The 15,865-nt window shown below is 72.7% G+C and carries 14 protein-coding genes; 5 read left to right on the top strand and 9 right to left on the bottom strand.

Translation table 11 applies throughout. The annotated features are described in order from the left end of the window. Positions 1-17 precede the first annotated feature (17 nt). From OG896_RS31935 to OG896_RS31910, 6 genes are all read right to left on the bottom strand, one after another. A complete protein-coding gene (locus OG896_RS31935) occupies positions 18-668 on the bottom strand; it encodes a TetR/AcrR family transcriptional regulator (RefSeq protein WP_328462402.1) in 651 nt (216 codons plus the stop codon). 61 nt (positions 669-729) lie between these two features. Next, the gene (locus OG896_RS31930) at positions 730-2,469 is read right to left on the bottom strand and encodes an AMP-binding protein (protein WP_329370876.1); all 1,740 of its coding nucleotides are present in this window, start codon (positions 2,467-2,469) and stop codon (positions 730-732) included. After that, positions 2,466-3,254: an SDR family oxidoreductase gene (locus OG896_RS31925; RefSeq protein WP_329374399.1), complete on the bottom strand. Its 789-nt coding sequence runs from the start codon at positions 3,252-3,254 to the stop codon at positions 2,466-2,468. The genes OG896_RS31930 and OG896_RS31925 overlap by 4 nt, the downstream gene beginning before the upstream one ends. Before the next feature lie 253 nt (positions 3,255-3,507). Next, a complete protein-coding gene (locus tag OG896_RS31920) occupies positions 3,508-6,282 on the bottom strand; it encodes a penicillin acylase family protein (RefSeq protein ID WP_329370874.1) in 2,775 nt (924 codons plus the stop codon). 210 nt (positions 6,283-6,492) lie between these two features. After that, entirely contained in the window at positions 6,493-7,248 is a 756-nt protein-coding gene (locus OG896_RS31915) for an SAM-dependent methyltransferase (RefSeq protein ID WP_329370873.1), read from the bottom strand. A 142-nt stretch (positions 7,249-7,390) separates the two neighbouring features. Next, positions 7,391-8,533 carry an SDR family oxidoreductase gene (locus OG896_RS31910; protein WP_329370871.1) on the bottom strand — a complete coding sequence of 381 codons (1,143 nt, stop codon included), beginning with the start codon at positions 8,531-8,533 and terminating at the stop codon, positions 7,391-7,393. 185 nt (positions 8,534-8,718) lie between these two features. On the opposite strand from OG896_RS31910, the gene OG896_RS31905 reads away from it, so the two are divergent. Then, positions 8,719-9,765 carry a helix-turn-helix transcriptional regulator gene (locus tag OG896_RS31905; protein ID WP_329370870.1) on the top strand — a complete coding sequence of 349 codons (1,047 nt, stop codon included), beginning with the start codon at positions 8,719-8,721 and terminating at the stop codon, positions 9,763-9,765. Here OG896_RS31905 and OG896_RS31900 read toward each other — a convergent pair. Continuing rightward, complete coding sequence (locus OG896_RS31900; RefSeq protein ID WP_329374398.1) at positions 9,728-10,516, bottom strand: helix-turn-helix transcriptional regulator; 789 nt, start codon at positions 10,514-10,516, stop codon at positions 9,728-9,730. The genes OG896_RS31905 and OG896_RS31900 overlap by 38 nt on opposite strands. A gap of 86 nt (positions 10,517-10,602) precedes the next feature. On the opposite strand from OG896_RS31900, the gene OG896_RS31895 reads away from it, so the two are divergent. Next, positions 10,603-11,718 (top strand): LLM class flavin-dependent oxidoreductase, encoded by a 1,116-nt coding sequence (locus OG896_RS31895; RefSeq protein WP_329370869.1) that lies wholly within the window; start codon positions 10,603-10,605, stop codon positions 11,716-11,718. A 141-nt stretch (positions 11,719-11,859) separates the two neighbouring features. Then, the gene (locus OG896_RS31890) at positions 11,860-12,318 is read left to right on the top strand and encodes a MaoC family dehydratase (protein ID WP_329370867.1); all 459 of its coding nucleotides are present in this window, start codon (positions 11,860-11,862) and stop codon (positions 12,316-12,318) included. A gap of 104 nt (positions 12,319-12,422) precedes the next feature. Here OG896_RS31890 and OG896_RS31885 read toward each other — a convergent pair whose 3' ends face one another. Both OG896_RS31885 and OG896_RS31880 read right to left on the bottom strand, forming a co-directional pair. Beyond that, positions 12,423-13,037: a TetR/AcrR family transcriptional regulator gene (locus tag OG896_RS31885; protein WP_328462418.1), complete on the bottom strand. Its 615-nt coding sequence runs from the start codon at positions 13,035-13,037 to the stop codon at positions 12,423-12,425. A 372-nt stretch (positions 13,038-13,409) separates the two neighbouring features. Then, complete coding sequence (locus OG896_RS31880) at positions 13,410-14,558, bottom strand: acyl-CoA dehydrogenase family protein (protein ID WP_329374397.1); 1,149 nt, start codon at positions 14,556-14,558, stop codon at positions 13,410-13,412. Positions 14,559-14,635: 77 nt separating this feature from the next. Here OG896_RS31880 and OG896_RS31875 point away from each other — a divergent pair, with 77 nt between their 5' ends. Both OG896_RS31875 and OG896_RS31870 read left to right on the top strand, forming a co-directional pair. Next, a complete protein-coding gene (locus tag OG896_RS31875; protein WP_328462420.1) occupies positions 14,636-15,271 on the top strand; it encodes a TetR/AcrR family transcriptional regulator in 636 nt (211 codons plus the stop codon). 33 nt (positions 15,272-15,304) lie between these two features. Beyond that, positions 15,305-15,835 (top strand): DUF402 domain-containing protein, encoded by a 531-nt coding sequence (locus tag OG896_RS31870; RefSeq protein ID WP_329370864.1) that lies wholly within the window; start codon positions 15,305-15,307, stop codon positions 15,833-15,835. Positions 15,836-15,865: the final 30 nt, after the last annotated feature.

Raw genomic sequence — 15,865 nt, 5'->3', positions numbered from 1 at the left:
AGGGGGTCTCCCAGGGGTCAGGGCCGCCGCACCGAGTGCAGCAGCAGGTCGGAGAACTCCGCGGCGACCTGCTCCGCGGTGAGCGGGCCGTCCGCGTGGTACCAGGTGCCGAGATGGTGCACGGAGCCGAAGAAGTAGTCCACCACCAGGTCGGGCCGCAGCTCGGGCCGGAAGTGGCCGTCGCGCTGCCCCTCCTCGATCAGCGAGCGGAACGTCTCGTGGTAGCGGCGGCGCTCGGCGCGTACCGCCTTCTGCTTCTCCGGGCTGAGCTGGTGCATCGAGCGGAAGAAGATCTTGGTGTCGTCGAGGTTCTGGATGCTGGTGACGACGACGTCGGCGGCGGCCTCGGCGATCCGCTCGGCGACGGGGGTCGGCCGGGCCGCGATCGCGTCGAGCCGCTCGGTCTGCAACCGCAGCACCCGGCCGTAGATCTCGTGCAGCAGGTCGTCCTTGGAGCCGAAGTAGTGGTAGAGGGCGCCCTTGGTGACGCCGGCGGCCTCCACGATCTCCTGGACGGAGGTGCGGTCGTAGCCGCGTTCGGCGAACAGCCGGGTGGCCTCGGCGAGCAGCCGCTCGGGCACGGCGCCCGTGGGTCCCGCACCCGTCGTGGCACCCGGTCCCGTACCGCCGTCGCCGGCGCTGCCGCCGCTCGTCGCCCTGCGTGCCATGGCTGCTGCCCTCTCCTCGTGCCCTGTGGTCGGCCGGCCGGCATTCCGACCGGTATGGACCCTATCCGGCCGCCGTTTTCAGTTCCCGGCGCAGGATCTTCCCGGTGGCGGTCTTGGGCAGTTCGGCGAGCACCTCGACCTGCCGCGGGTACTTGAACGCCGCCAGCCGCTCCTTGCAGTACGCGACCAGTTCGGCCGGGTCGGCGGCGGCGCCGGGCCGCAGGCTGACGTACGCCTTGACGCTCTCGCCGCGGTAGGCGTCGGGCACCCCGACGACCGCGGCCTCGCGCACGGCAGGGTGGGTGTAGAGCACGTCCTCGACCTCGCGCGGCCAGACCTTGAAGCCGGACGCGCTGATCATGTCCTTCTTGCGGTCGACGACGTAGAGCCAGCCGTCCTCGTCCATGAACCCGATGTCGCCGGTGAGCAACTCACCGCCGGGCAGGGCCGCCGCGGACTCCTCGGGCTTGTTCCAGTACCCCGGTACGACCATCGGCCCGGTGACCGCGATCTCGCCGGACTGGCCGATCGGCACCTCGGCGCCGGCGTCGTCGAGGATGCGGACCACGGTGCCGGGGCCGGGCACGCCGACCGCGAGGGTGCCGGACTCCGGGTCGACGGGGGCCTCCAGGCCCGGCGGGACGCTCGCGCACGGCGCGGTGCACTCCGTCAGGCCGTAGCCGTTGGCGAGGTAGCGGCCGCCGGAGCGGGCCCGGAAGGACTCCACGACGGCGGGCGGCAGCGGGGCGCCGCCGGAGGAGATCAGCTGGAAGGAGGCGAAGTCGTCGGGCACGGCGTCGGGCCGGGCCAGCAGCGCCATGAACGCGGTCGACGGGCCGACGGTGTAGGCCGGGCGGTACTCGCGGAACGCGTCGAGCACCACGCCGGGCTCGAAGCGGTAGGTGAGCGCCACGGTGTGCCCGCCGGCCAGGGCCGCGGCGAGCTGGCAGACCATGCCGGTGATGTGGAACAGCGGCGCCAGCGCGAACACCACGGCGCCGTCGGGGAGTTGCTGGATACGGACCTGGCGGTGGGCGTTGAAGGAGATGTTGCCGTGGGTGTTGAGGGCGCCCTTGGGGCGGCCGCTGGTGCCGGAGGTGTAGCTGACCAGCGCGATGTCGCCGGCGGCGGGCAGGTCGGCGAGGGGCAGGTCCGTGGCGGGCAGGTCCGTGGCGGGGGGCAGGTCCGTCGCGGATCGTACGGGACCGGCCCCGGCCCCGGCGCGGGCGACGGCCAGGACGTCCCGCGCGGGGTCGTCGGGCCGGGCGCCGTCGGCGGCGGGCACGGGCGGCCGCCGTTCACCGAGCACCCGGGCGTCGTCCCGGCTCTGGAAGTCGTGCTCGTCGGCGGTCAGCGCGATCCGGACCGGCGAGTCGGCGGCGGTGTCCCGGACGTACGCCTCCCAGGCGGTGTTCGCGCACAGGATCGCCGCGGCGTCCGCGTCGCGGAGGATGTGGGCCAACTCCTGCCGCTTGTACATCGGGTTGACCGGGATCACCGCGCCACCGGCCTTCCACGCGGCGAGCAGGCCGATCACGAACTGCGGCACGTTCTGGAGCATGATCGCGAGCCGGTCGCCGGGGGCGAAGCCGTGCGCGGTCAGGTGGCGGGCGAGGCCGTCGGAGAGGGTGTCGAGTTCGCCGTAGGACAGCGTGCCGTCGAAGTAGCGCAGCGCGGGGTGGCCGGGCGCGCGCTCGGCGGACGCGAGGAAGGTGTGCAGCACGGACGGCGGGTGCTCGGTCCCGGAGCGCTGCTCCTCGGTGAAGTGCTTCAGCCAGGGCTGGTCGGCGTAGGTCGTCATGCCCGCTCGCCTCCCTCGGCGGCGGCGAGTTGCCCCTCGTACTGCCGCTGGAGCTTGTTCATGCCGCCGAGCCAGCGTTCGGGTTCCTCGGCCCGGGTCGCGTAGTACCCGGCGACCTCGGGGTGCGGGAGGATCAGGAAGCGGTCGGCCGCGATGCCGTCGAGCACCGCGTCGGCGACGTCCTCGGGCTCGATCGCGGTCGGCGCGAGCACCAGGTCCCCGGCGGGGCCGGTGGAGGCGAGCATCGCGGTGCGCACCCCCTGCGGGCAGACCGCGTGCACACGGATGCCGCGGTGCCGGTAGGTGAGCGACATCCACTCGGCGAACGCGAGCGCGCCGTGCTTGGTCACGGAGTACGGCGCCGCGCCGATCATCGTCAGCAGCCCGGCGGCGGACACGGTGGACACGAAGCGGCCCGACCCGCGCTCCAGCCAGCCGGGGAGCAGCGCGCGGGCGGCGCGGACATGGCTCATCACGTTGACGTCCCAGGCCAGTTCCCAGGCGGCGTCGTCCGCTTCGGGGCCGCCGCCGGTGCCGACTCCGGCGTTGGCGCAGAACACGTCGATGGTGCCGCCCAGCGCGGTCCGGGCGGCGGGCACCACGTCGGAGGCGTCGCCGGGCACGACCGCGGCGCCGATCTCGGCGGCGGTCTCGCGGGCGGCTTCGGCGTCGAGGTCGTTGACGGCCACCCGGGCGCCCTCGGCCGCGAATCGGCGGGCAAGCGCGGCGCCGATGCCGCCTCCGGCCCCGGTGACGACCACCCGGGCGTCGCGCAGCGCTTCCACGACCACGACGTGTCTCCTTCGACTCGAGGTTTCGACCCTTCGCCTGCCCTTCGCATACTAAGCGGTCGGTCACCGCTGCGGAAGGGGCGTACGGAAGGGCCGGGTGAGGCGTGCGGAAGGGCCGGGCCCCTGCTCGGGACCCGGCCCTTCCTGCCGTACGGCTCCGCGCCGCCTGACGATTCCGGCAGCCCGGGCGGTGCCGGTGTGGCTCCGGAGTGGCTCCTGCGTGCTCAGCGGAGCCGATCTGGTGTGCTCAGCGGTGCGAGGGGAACTCCACCACCTGCTGGTAGGTCGGCCGGTTCTGCCAGCTGATCCGGTCGTCCGTGATGCCGCCGAGCGGCCGCTGCACGATCGAGTCGGCGCACCACTGGTCGCCGGCCGAGCAGCCGCCGTCGTCGCCCGGGTAGACGGTGGTCGCCGGGGTGGCGGCCGCCTGCTTCAGGGTGGACAGCAGCATGTCCCGGCAGGCCGCGAGCTGGCCGCCGCCGCAGTACGTGTGCGCCAGCGGGCCCTGCACGCTCTGGCCGAGCACCTTGCGCAGGTCCTTGTCGGCGTACGACCACCAGCCGTACTGGAACGAGCTGCCCGCGTGCGAGCCGGTCGGACCGTGCCCGGCCGAGGGCGACTCGTCGATGGTCAGGTTCGTCGCCAGCGCGTTGTACAGGTCGGTGCCGAGCCCGGGCTCGAACTCGCCCTGGATCAGCAGCGGCCACCATGCGTCCATGATCCGCACCGCGTCCGCGTTGGCGTACGTGTGCGAACCGGCCGAGGTCTCCGTGCGCTTGGTGCCCGCCGCACCCCACGCGGTCAACTGCTGTACGGCGGTGGCCTCCTGGCTGTCGGTCACCGGCGAGCTGTTGATCACCTGGAGCAGGTCGGGCAGCACGTCCTCACCGCGCAGGTCGGTCAGCGACGCGTCCGACATCGCCTTGACGAGCGAGGCCCTGGTCACGCCGCCGGCCTGCACCAGCGCCTTGACCCGGTCGTTGAGCAGGTCGGCCCGGTGCACCGAGCCGTTGCCGAAGGTCGCCGAGGTGTAGCCGGGGGCCTGCTTGTTGTTCCAACTGACGTAGTAGTCCTGGTCGATGGACTGCGGATGCTGCGAAGGCGGCGTGTAGTCCGCGGTGTTGTGGGTCGGGTCCCAGCCCTGCCAGTCGTACGGGCCGGTCCCCCACACCGGGAACGACGCGTCCACGCCGGCCGCCCGCACCGGGTTGGTGCCGCTGTTGTAGTACGCGGTCTGCCGGGAGTCCGCGTAGAACCAGTTGAAGGTGTAGTTGATGTCCTGCGCCGCCTTCTGGAACGACGCCGCGTCATGCACGAACCCTGGATCGTTCAGCTCCTGGAACCCGATGATCGAGTCGGCCTCGTGCATGTACGAACTGCGCAACTGCGTGTACGCGACGGGTTTCCCGTCGATCGTGGCCCGGTAGATCACCGGCCCGTACGCCGTTCGCCACACCTGCATCCGGTAGGAACCGGCGGGCGTGGAGTCCGCCAGCGTGGGCGTCCAGGAGTTGGTGCGCTCCAGCTTCTCCATGGCCACGCAACTCCCGTGCAGGATGTAGTGCGTGTCGTCCTGGCACAGCTGCACCGCGTAGGTGTCGGTCACGTCCTGCGACGCGGAGGTGGCGCTCCACGCGTAGTCCTGGCCGCGGCCCAGCTCCACGTACATGCCGAGCCCCGCGAACGACGCGCCGCGCGCGCTGATCCCCGGCCCCTGGAGTTCCTGGAGCATCAGCAGCTGCGGCGCGAAGTAGCCGGTCTGCGGACCGAACACGGCCACCGGATGGCCGCTCGCGGTGTGCGCGCCGCTCACCACCAGCGCGTTGGACATGCCCTTGCGCGGGTCCGAGAAGAGGTTCGAGGGCAGCACCCCCGGGCTCTTGGTGGTGGTCTGGGTCGCCCCGCCGGTCGCGTCGTAGACCAGGGGCTCCGGCTTCACGGAACCCGGGTCGGGCAGCGCCTCGCCCTGCGGATTGGCCGGCTTGCCCGCGTACGGGAACGACGTGCCGTCGTGCACGGTCGAGGTCGCCTCGGGGTCGTCCCGTTCGCGGAACGACTCCCACACGTTCGTGCCGTCCTGCACGCCGTACTTCTGCTGCGCGGCCATCAGCGACAGCGCCGACTGCACCTCTCCGCCGCCGCCGGTACCGAACAGCGCGCCCACCACGGAGGCGAGCGCGATCAGGTCGGTCAGCTTGAACGGCTCGATGTCACCCTCGTTCGTGATCGCGTTGACGTGCCCGGTCAGGTCGTACTCGCCGGGGAAGTACCGTCCGTTCTTCGACGCGGTGATGTAGGAGTTGATGCCGTCGATGTAGTCCTGCGCGTCGGCCAGCGCCTGCTTCCCGCGCGCCCCGCTGTTGTTGCTCAGCCAGTCGACCTGCGCCTGCAGGTCGTCCTCGGTGTACGGGGCCTGCTGCCAGAACTCCTGCTCCAGGCCGCGGTTGGCCGCCGCGCCGCCCGCGAACGACGACAACTCCCCCCGCCCGACGTGCCGGAACAGGTCCATCAGCCACAACCGGTCCTGCGCGGCGGCGTATCCCGCGCCGAACTCGGTGCCGTCCCTCGTGGTGCCCTTGATGTGCGGCACCCCGGTCGCCTTGTCCCGGGTGATCGTGACGTCGGAGCGCGGGCTGATCACCGAGGCCACCTGGTCCGAAGGCACCCCGAAGGAGGAGGAGTTGAAGAAGTTGCTCAACGTCGCGTCCGTCAGGCCCTGGTACCCGGTCGCGAGCGAGGAGTACGGCCCGAGCTGGTCCATCGTGTGCGCGGGGCGCGTGCCCAGCGCCTTGTTGGCGAGGATGTCGGCGAGCGTGGCGTTGCCGTTCTCGCCGGGCGGCAGGATGTCCGAGCACTGGCCTCCGCAGTAGTCGGTGGTGGGGTCCGCGGCGTGCGCTGCCATGGCGCCGGGCGCCATCAGTGTGGCGCCGAGGGCCAGCAGCGCGGCGGCGGCCGCCGTTCTCAAGGTGCCGACCCGCCTGCCGATGCGCGTGCCGATCCGTCGTGGGGTCCGTAGCGGCATATCTTCTCCTTCCGGGTACCGGTGCGCGGAGGTTACCGCCGGTACGCAGCTCCCCGGAAGATGAACATACGTCAGCTTTTCATTTTCTCCGGCGCCCCACATGCCGCGAACGTGACGATAGCCCCGCACATCACCCGCGCCCCGCCGCTCACTTCCCCGGCGCCGCCGCCCTGTCCCGGCTCGCGCCGCCCGCCGACCTCCTCTCCCCGCTCACTTCCCCGGCGCCGCCTCCCGCAGCACGAACACGCCCCACCCCAGATACCGGCGCTGGTACTCCAGATGCGTACGGCGGCCGTGCGCCAGGAACTCCCGCATGTCCGCCGCGTCCTGATGGTCCGCCGGCACCGCCCGCAGCCAGTCCGAGATCGCGAACCACTGCTCCGCGACATAGCGGTCCCAGCTGTCCCCGTCCGCCAGCACCATCTCCACCAGTTCCATGCCGGCCGCCTCGAACCGGTCCAGCGTGCCGACCAGCGAGGTGAACTCCTCCGGGTCGAACCCCATCGCCTCGAAGGCCTCCTCGGGCGCGGGCTCGGTCAGATACGGCTCCCCGATCAGCATCAACCCGCCCGGGCGCAGCGCCCGCCGCAGCAACTCGATGGTCCCGCCGACCCCGTCGCCGATCCAGGTCGCCCCGATGCACGACACGACGTCGAACGCCCCCGGCTCGGCCTGGTACGCCCCCGCGTCCCCGCGCTCGAAACCGACCCGCTCGGCCACCCCCAGCTCCGCCGCCCGCAGCCGGGCCGCCGTCAGGAACACCTCGCTCAGGTCGACCCCGACGCCCCCGACGCCGTACCGCTCGGCCCACCGGGTGAGCATCTCCCCCTTCCCGCAGGCCAGATCGAGCAGCCGCTGCCCCTCCTCCAGCCGGCAGACCTCACCCAGGAGCATCAGCTTCTCCTCGGTGATCGGGTTCAGGATGCGGTGCCCGGACTCGGCGATCTCGTGATGGCGCAGGCTCATGCGACTCCTCGGCCGTACAGGCCCCCGACGGGGGCGGAACCCGCGCATCGTGCCTGATCCGGGGCCTGGGTGCCACCCAATATCCCCTGGACCGTCCTCTGGGCGCCGCGCCCTGTCACCCCGGGTCCCCCAGCGGCCGCACCTACTTCCGGCCGCACCTACTCCCGGCCGAGCCGCAGCAGGCTCTCCGCCGTCGCCAGCACCGCCTCCTCGTTCGACCTGGGCGACCAGCCGAGCAGCCGAGCAGCCGGCGGGCCTTCGCGCTGCTCGTGCGCCGGATCGTGCCGAGGTGCGGGACCGTGCCCGAGGCGGCCGAGCTGACCCGGCCCGCCGCCCGCACCGACCAGTCGGGCAGTTCCCTCGTCGGCACCCGCGCCGCGTCCGCGCCCAGCCGCTCCTTCAGCAGCACCGCGATCTCGCGCATGGACGTCACATCGCCGGCCGCCGCCACGAACCGCTCCCCCGCCGCGGCCGGGCTGGTCATGGCCAGCAGGTGCAGGTCGGCGACGTCGCGCACGTCCACCACCGCGAAGTACATCCGCGGCACTCCCGGCATCCCCCCGTCGAGCAGGCGCCGGACGAGCGCGATCGAGGCGGAGTAGTCGGGCCCGAGCACGGGACCGAAGACGCCGACCGGGTTGACCACGACCAGTTCCGTGCCGCGGCCCTCCCGCGCGGCGAACTCCCAGGCGGCGCGCTCCGCGAGGGTCTTGGACTTCACGTACGCGCTGACCCCGGGACCCTCGACGTCGGTCCAGGTCTCCTCGGTGAAGGGCTCGTCGGTCTGCGGGTGGCCGTAGCCGACCGCGCCGAAGGAGGAGGTGAGCACCACGCGCTCGACTCCCGCGTCGCGGGCGGCGCGCAGGACGCGCAGCGCGCCGTCGCGGGCCGGCACGATCAGGTCGTCCTCGTGCTCGGGCTCGCCGGGCGGGAAGGGCGAGGCGACATGCAGGACGTACGCGCACCCGGCGACGGCCTCCGCCCAGCCGTCGTCCGCGCCCAGGTCGGCGACGGCGAAGTCCAGCGCGTCACCGCCGTCCGCTGTGCCCGCGCCGGGGTCTGCCGTGCCCGCGCCACCATCCGCTGTGCCCGCGCCACCGTCCGCCGTGCCCGCGCCGCGCGCCGCCTGTGCCCGGCCCGCGCTCACCATGGCGCGCACGTCCTTCTCGCGCGCCAGAGAACGGACCGTGGTCCGTACCCGGTATCCCTCGTCCAGCAGGCGCACGATGCAGTGCGCCCCGATGAAGCCCGAGCCACCCGTGACCAGTACTCGCTCGCCGCTCATGTCCTTCGCTCCTGTCCTCGGCCCGGCCGGCCCGACTGCCGACGGGTGCGGGATGCGTCGACATCCGCCGACGCTGTCGAGCATGCGGCCGACCGTCACGGACAGTAAGACCCTGCTGACACTGGTAGCCGCAGGGACAGGCTGAGCCGCGCACACCCCCGTACGCCCGCCGTACGCTGGGACGCATGGCTACGGTGAGTGAGCTGGGCGACTACCTCCGGGTGCGCCGCGAGCGGCTGCGGCCCGAGGACGTGGGGCTGCCCGCGGGAACCAGGCGCCGGGTGCCCGGGCTGCGGCGCGAGGAGGTCGCGCTGCTGGCGGGGATCAGCGTGGAGTACTACCTGCGGCTGGAGCAGGGCCGCGACCAGCACCCTTCCGACCAGGTGCTCGACTCCCTCGCCCGCGCGCTGCACCTGGACGCCGACGCCGAGACGTATCTGCGTACGCTCGCCCGGCCGCGGCGCCCGGCGGCCCGGCGCAGGCCCGTACGGCCGGAGCGGGTCAGCCCGGGCGTGCAGTCGCTGATCGACAACTGGACCACCACTCCCGCGATGGTGGCCGGCCGCTATCTGACGACGCTGGCCGCGAACCCGCTCGCCGTCGCGCTCAACCCGTGTTTCGCCCCGGGGGTCAGCACGCTGCGTGCCGCGTTCCTCGACCCGGAGATGCGCGAGTTCTACCGCGACTGGGACGCGATGACCGCGAAGACCGTCGCCTACCTGAGATCCATGGTCGCGGGGGTGGACGACCCCCGACTGATGGAGCTGATCGGCGAGTTGAGCGTGCGCAGTGAGCGGTTCCGCACCCTGTGGGCCCGGCAGGACGTACGGCTCAAGACCAGCGGCGTCACGCTGCTCCGGCACCCGCAGGTCGGCGATCTCGACCTGCACTACGAGAAGTTGGCGCTGCCGGGGGCGCCCGGGCAGATGCTGATCACGTACCACGCGCAACCGGGGACGGCCTCGTACGAACGGCTCCAGCTCCTGGCGCATCTCGCGGAGCGCCCGGAGCCGGCGGAAGCTGCCGGCTCCGCCGAGGCTGTGGAACCCGGGGAACCCGTGGAGTCCGGGGAGCCCGCCGAACTCGCCGAGCCGGTGGAGCCGGTGGAGCCGGTGGAGCCGGTGGAGCCGGTGGAGCCGGTGGAGCCGGTGGAGCCGGTGGAGCCGGTGGAGCCGGTGGAGCCCGCACCGCGGACTAGCGCACCGGTGCGGCCCGCGCCGCCCCTTCGGTGAGCGCCTGGGCGGTGGCCCGGTCGGCGGGCAGGAACGCCTCCAGCTTCAGCTCCGCGATCGTCACGTCCGCGGCCGTCGCGAAGACCGCGACCGTGGTCATCAGGCGCAGCAGGCCGCGGCTCGCCGTCTCCAGCTCCATCGGCACCGCGAAGCCCAGCAGTTGGGTGTCCCCGGGCGCGGACTCCGCGACGTAGGGCGCCAGTTCGGCGTGGAGCGCGGCCAGGCGGGCGTCGGGGTTGCGGCGCTGCTCGTCCCGGAGTGCCTCGATGACGTGCCGGGCCCACTGCGGGAAGTTGCGGATGCGCGGGGCGAGTCCGCCCGGATGCAGGGCGAGCCGCAGGATGTTGGCGCGCGGGCCGAGCAGCGCCGGGTCGACGCCCTCCGTCATCACGTCGAACGCGCTGTTCGCGCGGACCAGCGTGCCGTGCCGGTCCACGACGATCGCCGGGTAGGGCAGGTGCCCGTCGAGCACGTGGTCGAGCGCTTCGAGCGCGGGGGCGAGCGCCGGGTCGTCGAGGTCGTGTTCGGGGTGGACGGGTGCGTAACCGGCGGCGAGCAGCAGCCCGTTGCGCTCGCGCAGCGGGAGCGCGAGGGAGTCGGCGAGCCGTGCCACCAGGGCCCGGCCGGGCGCCGAGCGGCCGTTCTCGATGAAACTGATGTGGCGCTGGGTGGTGCCCGCGCGGGAGGCGAGTTCGAGCTGGCTGAGGTGGCGCCGGTTGCGGCTGGCGCGCAGCGCCTCGGGGAAGTCCACGCCCCCGTTGTAACGGGTGCGGCCGCCCATCTGCCATTCCCTGCCGGGAATTGAGGGCATGCCCTCGATCGCGGACGCTCGGCCGTATGACGAACACGTTCACTTCTCCGGCCGACGGTTCCCCGACCGACGGTTCCCCGGCCGGCTCCCCGACCGGCTCTGAGACCGGGCCGGGCTCCGGTTCGAGCTCGGGCTCCCGCTCAGGCTCCGGCTCCCGTCCCGTGGATCACGACGCGCTGCGGCTCGGCGTCTTCGTGCCCACCACCCTGGCGCAGTGGGCGCCGCACGACGGCCCGCGGGACGTGCTGCGCTTCGGGGTCCACGCCGAACGCGCCGGCTTCGACTCCCTGTGGGTCACCGACTCGCTGCTGACGCCGAGGATCGAGGCGCTGACGGCGCTGACCGCCCTCGCGTCGGCCACCGAACGAGTGACCCTGGGCACCGGCACCCTGCTGCCGGCCCTGCGCCCACCGGTCACCGCCGCCCAGACCATCGCCTCGGTGGACCAGCTGTCCGGCGGCCGCCTGGTCCTCGCGGTCGGCGCGGGCTTCCCCGGCCGCTTCGGCGCACCCGTCTACGCGATGGCCGGCACCCCCTGGCCGAAGCGCTTCGCCCGCCTGGACGAGACCGTCGCCCTGTGGCGCCGGCTGTGGACCGGAGAGGGGCCGATCTCCTTCCACGGCGAGGTGCTGCACTTCGACGACCTCGCGCCCGGCACGCCCACCTTCCGCCCGCAGGGCCCGCCGATCTGGCTCGGCGGCGCCACCCCTGCCGCCCAGGCCCGCGCCGGCCGCCACTACGACGGCTGGTTCCCCTACCCGCCCGACCCGGCCGACTACGGTACGGGGCTGGCCGCGATCCGCGCCTCGGCCGCCGCCTCGGGACGTTCCGACGCCGCGTTCAGCCCCGCCCTGTTCGTGAACGTCCTGCTCACGGGCGCGGCGGACGGCGGCCGTGCCGCACTCGACGCGTACGCCCGGGCCACCTACGGGCGCCCGGTCGAGGAGATGGAGCAGATCCAGGCGAACGCCGCGGGGACACCCGACGCGGTCGTCGACAAACTCGGCCGGTACGTGGCCGCGGGCGCCCGGCACCTGGTGTTCCGGATCGCCGCGCTGGACATCGCGGGGCAGGCGGCGCAGCTCGACGGGTTGGCGGAGCTGCGGGGGCGGCTCGACGCGCTGGTGGGGGCGGCAGTGTGACCGGTCGGCCTGGACGGGCGGGGCGACCGCGACGAGGTGGACGACCGCGACGGGTGGGGGCCGCGGCACGTTGACACGCCCGGGTGGGCCGAACCATGCTGAGCAAGCGCTTGGAAACCAGCTACCCAGGAGGCCACCGCCATGCCGCAGCCCCGCGTCTTCGCGTCGCTCGACGAACTCCGTGCCGCCGTCGGCGAGCAGCTCGGCTGGACCGACTGGGTGGAGATCGAGCAGAAGCGGATCGACCAGTTCGCCGAGGCGACCGGTGACCACCAGTGGATTCACGTCGACCCCGAGCGGGCGGCGCAGGGCCCGTTCGGCACCACCATCGCGCACGGTTTCCTGACGCTCTCCCTGATCCCGTCGCTGACCCCGCGGCTGTTCAGCGTCGAAGGCGTCCGGATGGGCGTCAACTACGGCGTCAACAAGGTCCGTTTCCCCGCCCCCGTGCCGGTCGGCTCACGGCTGCGGGCCACCGCGAAGATCGTCGAGGTGTCGGAGGCGGGCGGCGTCCAGCTCGTCACCCAGGTCACGATCGAGCGTGAGGGCGGCGAGAAGCCGGTGTGCGTCGCGGAGACGGTGGCGCGGTTCTACCTCTGAACGGGCCTCGGCTCTACGAGGCGTTCATCGGCAGGACCGCCGGGGGCCGGGGGCCGGACCCGGGAGCCGGGGGCCGGGGGCCGGGGGCCGGGCCGATCATCGGATCAGCCGATCCGGCGGACCATCCTCAGCACGAGGTCGGCGTAGAGCGCGCCGACCTCGTCGGGCGTACGGCTGCCGCCCGGACTGAACCAGCGGGCCACGTCGATGCACAACGACAGCACCGCGAGCGTGGTCCCGGAGACATCGGGCACGTCGAACTCGCCGGTCGCCACACCGTCCTTGATGACCGTCCGGATCGCGTCCTCGCTCCGCCGGCGCAGCACGACGATCTCGCGGTAGTGCTCGGGGGCGAGCGCGCCGAGTTCGTACTGCACGATGCGGCCGGTGGTGTGGTGCTCGGCGTGCCAGCGGACGAAGACGCGGACCGCCGCCGCGAGGCGTTCCGCCGGAGTGCCGTCGGCGTCGCGGGCCTCTTCCAGCATGGCCAGTGACCGGTGGTGGCCGACCTTGCTGATCTGGTAGAGCAGTTCTTCCTTGGTCTTGTAGTGGATGTAGAGCGCGGCGGGGCTCATCCCGGCCCGGCCGGCGATGTCCCGGGTGGTGGTGGCGTGGTAGCCGCGCTCCGCGAACGCCTCGACCGCGGCGATCACCAGCCGCCTCGCGGCGTCGGGGGTGATGTCACCCCACGCCTCGCCGGTTGCCGCCTCCGCAGTCATCGCACGCTCCTCACGCCTGTCACACCCACTTGGTCGACAGGGCCACACCCTACCGCCATGGGTGAGCAAGCGCTTAGGCCGTGTTTTGGAAGTCCCGCCTGGCCCGTGGCGCCTGGCACGCACGCTCGCTTCGTTGTCGGGCTTGTCCGAGTAGGCCCACTACGAGGACAACCCTCCGCCTTGCGATCGCACGCACCAGACGCCACGGGCCCCGCCCTTTGGGCGGACGGCGCTACTTCCAAAACACGGCCTAGGCGAAGGAGCCGGCGACCGCACCGAGGCGAAGGCATGCCAGGCGGGCCGGCCAGGGCAGCCGGAGCCAGACCCAGAGCCGATACGACCCACGCCGATCCCGCCGGAACCGCCGCGGCGCTAGAACGCGGAGATGCCGGTCAGCGCCCGCCCGATCAGCAGCTTCTGTATCTGGCTAGTGCCTTCGTACAACGTCATCACCCGGGCGTCGCGCAGCAGCTTGCCCGCCGGGAATTCGTCGATATAGCCATACCCGCCGAAGACCTGGAGCGCGTTGTTGGCGCAGCGCACCGCGGCCTCGCTGGCGTAGAGCTTGGCGACCGACGACTCGGTGGCGAAGGGCTGCCCGCGGTCGATGAGGTCGGCGACCCGCCAGGTGAGCAGCCGCGCGGCGTCCACGTCGACGGCGATGTCGGCGAGCATCTCCTGGACGAGCTGATGCCGGGCGATCGGCACCCCGAACTGCTCGCGCTGACCGGCGTACCCGGTGGCCGCCTCCAGGCACGCCTGCGCGATGCCGACACAGCCCGCGGCGACCGACATCCGGCCCTTGGCGAGCGCGGACATGGCAACGGAGAAGCCCTTCCCCTCGGGCCCGAGCATCGCGTCCGCCGGAACCCGTACCGCGTCCAGCACCAACTCGGCTGTCGCCTGGCCGCGCAGGCCCAGCTTGCCGTGCACCTCGCGGCGGGTCAGCCCGGGGGCGTCGGCCGGCACCAGGAAGGCGCTCACGCCCCGGTGGCCTTCGCCGCCGGTGCGCGCGAAGAGCAGCACGACATCGGCCCAGGTGCCGTTGGTGATGAACATCTTGCTGCCGCTGATCTCGTACGCGTCACCGTCCCGCACCGCGCGGGTGGTGAGGTTGGCGGCATCCGATCCGGTCCCGGGTTCGGTGAGGCCGAAGCAGCCGATCGCGTCGCCGGCCGTCAACCGCGGCAGCCACGCGCGCTTCTGGGCGTCGCTGCCCCAGTGCGCTATCGACTTGGCGACAAGGCCGAGCGAGACCGACACGATGCCGCGCACCGCGGAGTCACCGCGCCCCAACTCCTCGGTGACCAGGCAGTACGCGAGATGGTCGCCGCCCGAGCCGCCGTACTCCTCGCCGATGGTCAGGCCGAGGAAGCCCAGCGCGCCCAGCTTCTTCACGATGCCGCGATCCACGCTCTCCGCCCGGTCCCACTCGACGGCGTGCGGAGCGATCTCCCGGTCGGCGAACTCCCTGGCCAGCGCCTTGACGGCGGCCTGCTCCTCGGACAGCTCAAGGTCCACTGCGGTCACCCGGCCCTTCTGGACTTCCCTAAACTACCGTCGCTAGTTTTCCGGCGGCAGCCTCTACTATGTGCCGCATGGCCCGCCCCCGCAAGCCCCTCCTCAGCCGCGACCGCATCGTGACGGCGGCGCTCGCCCTCATCGACGAGGAGGGGCTGAACGCGCTGTCCACCCGCCGCCTCGCCGCCAAGCTCGGGGTCAGCGGGCCGTCCCTCTACAACCACTTCGCCACCAAGGAGGCCATCCTCGACGCCGCCGCCGACACGGTCATCGCCCAGGTCGACCTGTCGATGTTCGCGCCCGCGCCGGACGGCCGGCCCGACTGGCGCGCCGCCCTCCTCGCCTGGGGCCGCTCCTACCGCGCCGCCCTCACCGAACACCCCCACATCGTGCCCTTCCTCGCCACCGGCCCCGGACTGCGGCCCGCCGGGCTGCGGATGGCCGACGCCGTCTTCGGCGCCATGGTCGAGGCGGGATGGCCCGCCGCGCAGGCGACCCGGATCGGCGCACTGATGCGCTACTTCGTCACCGGCTCGGCGCTCGGCTCCTTCGCGGGCGGCTTCGTCGGCGACCCCCAGGCGTACGACCCGGCCGACTACCCCCACCTCGGCCAGGCCCACCTGCTGGCCGGCCATCGCGAGCAGGTCGACGAGGGGGCGTTCGAAACCGGCCTGCGTGCCCTCATCGACGGGCTGGCCCTCCAGTTCCGCTGAGTCCGCCGCGCCTGCGGTGACAGGATGACGCGCATGCCCGCTTTCGACGACATCCCCGCCGACGCCCACGTCCAGGTCAACTACACCAAGTACGACGGCTCCCTGCACTGGAACCTTCGGATGCGCAGGCTCGGTGAGGACGCACACGGAACCTGGCTCGGCCTCCCCGCAGGCAGCACCATACGCAAGGGTCACAGCCGGACCCTGGACCTGCCCGAAGCCCACGTCATCCTCTTCCCGCGCGACGCCTGGTGGACCGCCACCTTCAACGCGGCCCCGCGCAAGACCGCGATCTACTGCGACATCACCACCCCACCGCAGTGGCCCTCCGCAGCCGAGGTCACCATGGTCGACCTCGACCTCGACGTCCTGCGCCACCGCGACGCCCCGCTCCCGGTCCTCGTCGACGAGGACGAGTTCGCCGAGCACCAGGTGCACTATGGCTACCCCACCGACGTCATCCGCGCCGCCACCCAGGCCGCGTCCTGGCTGACGCACGCGATCACCGAGCACTCGGGCCCCTTCGACGGCGCGCACGAACCGTGGCTGGCGCAGGTCGCCTAGCTCCGCGACCGGCCATGGGGTCCGTCCGGC

It is taken from the genome of Streptomyces sp. NBC_00669, from assembly GCF_036226785.1.
Lineage (GTDB): Bacteria > Actinomycetota > Actinomycetes > Streptomycetales > Streptomycetaceae > Actinacidiphila.
This window is presented reverse-complemented; position numbering and strand designations above follow the sequence as displayed.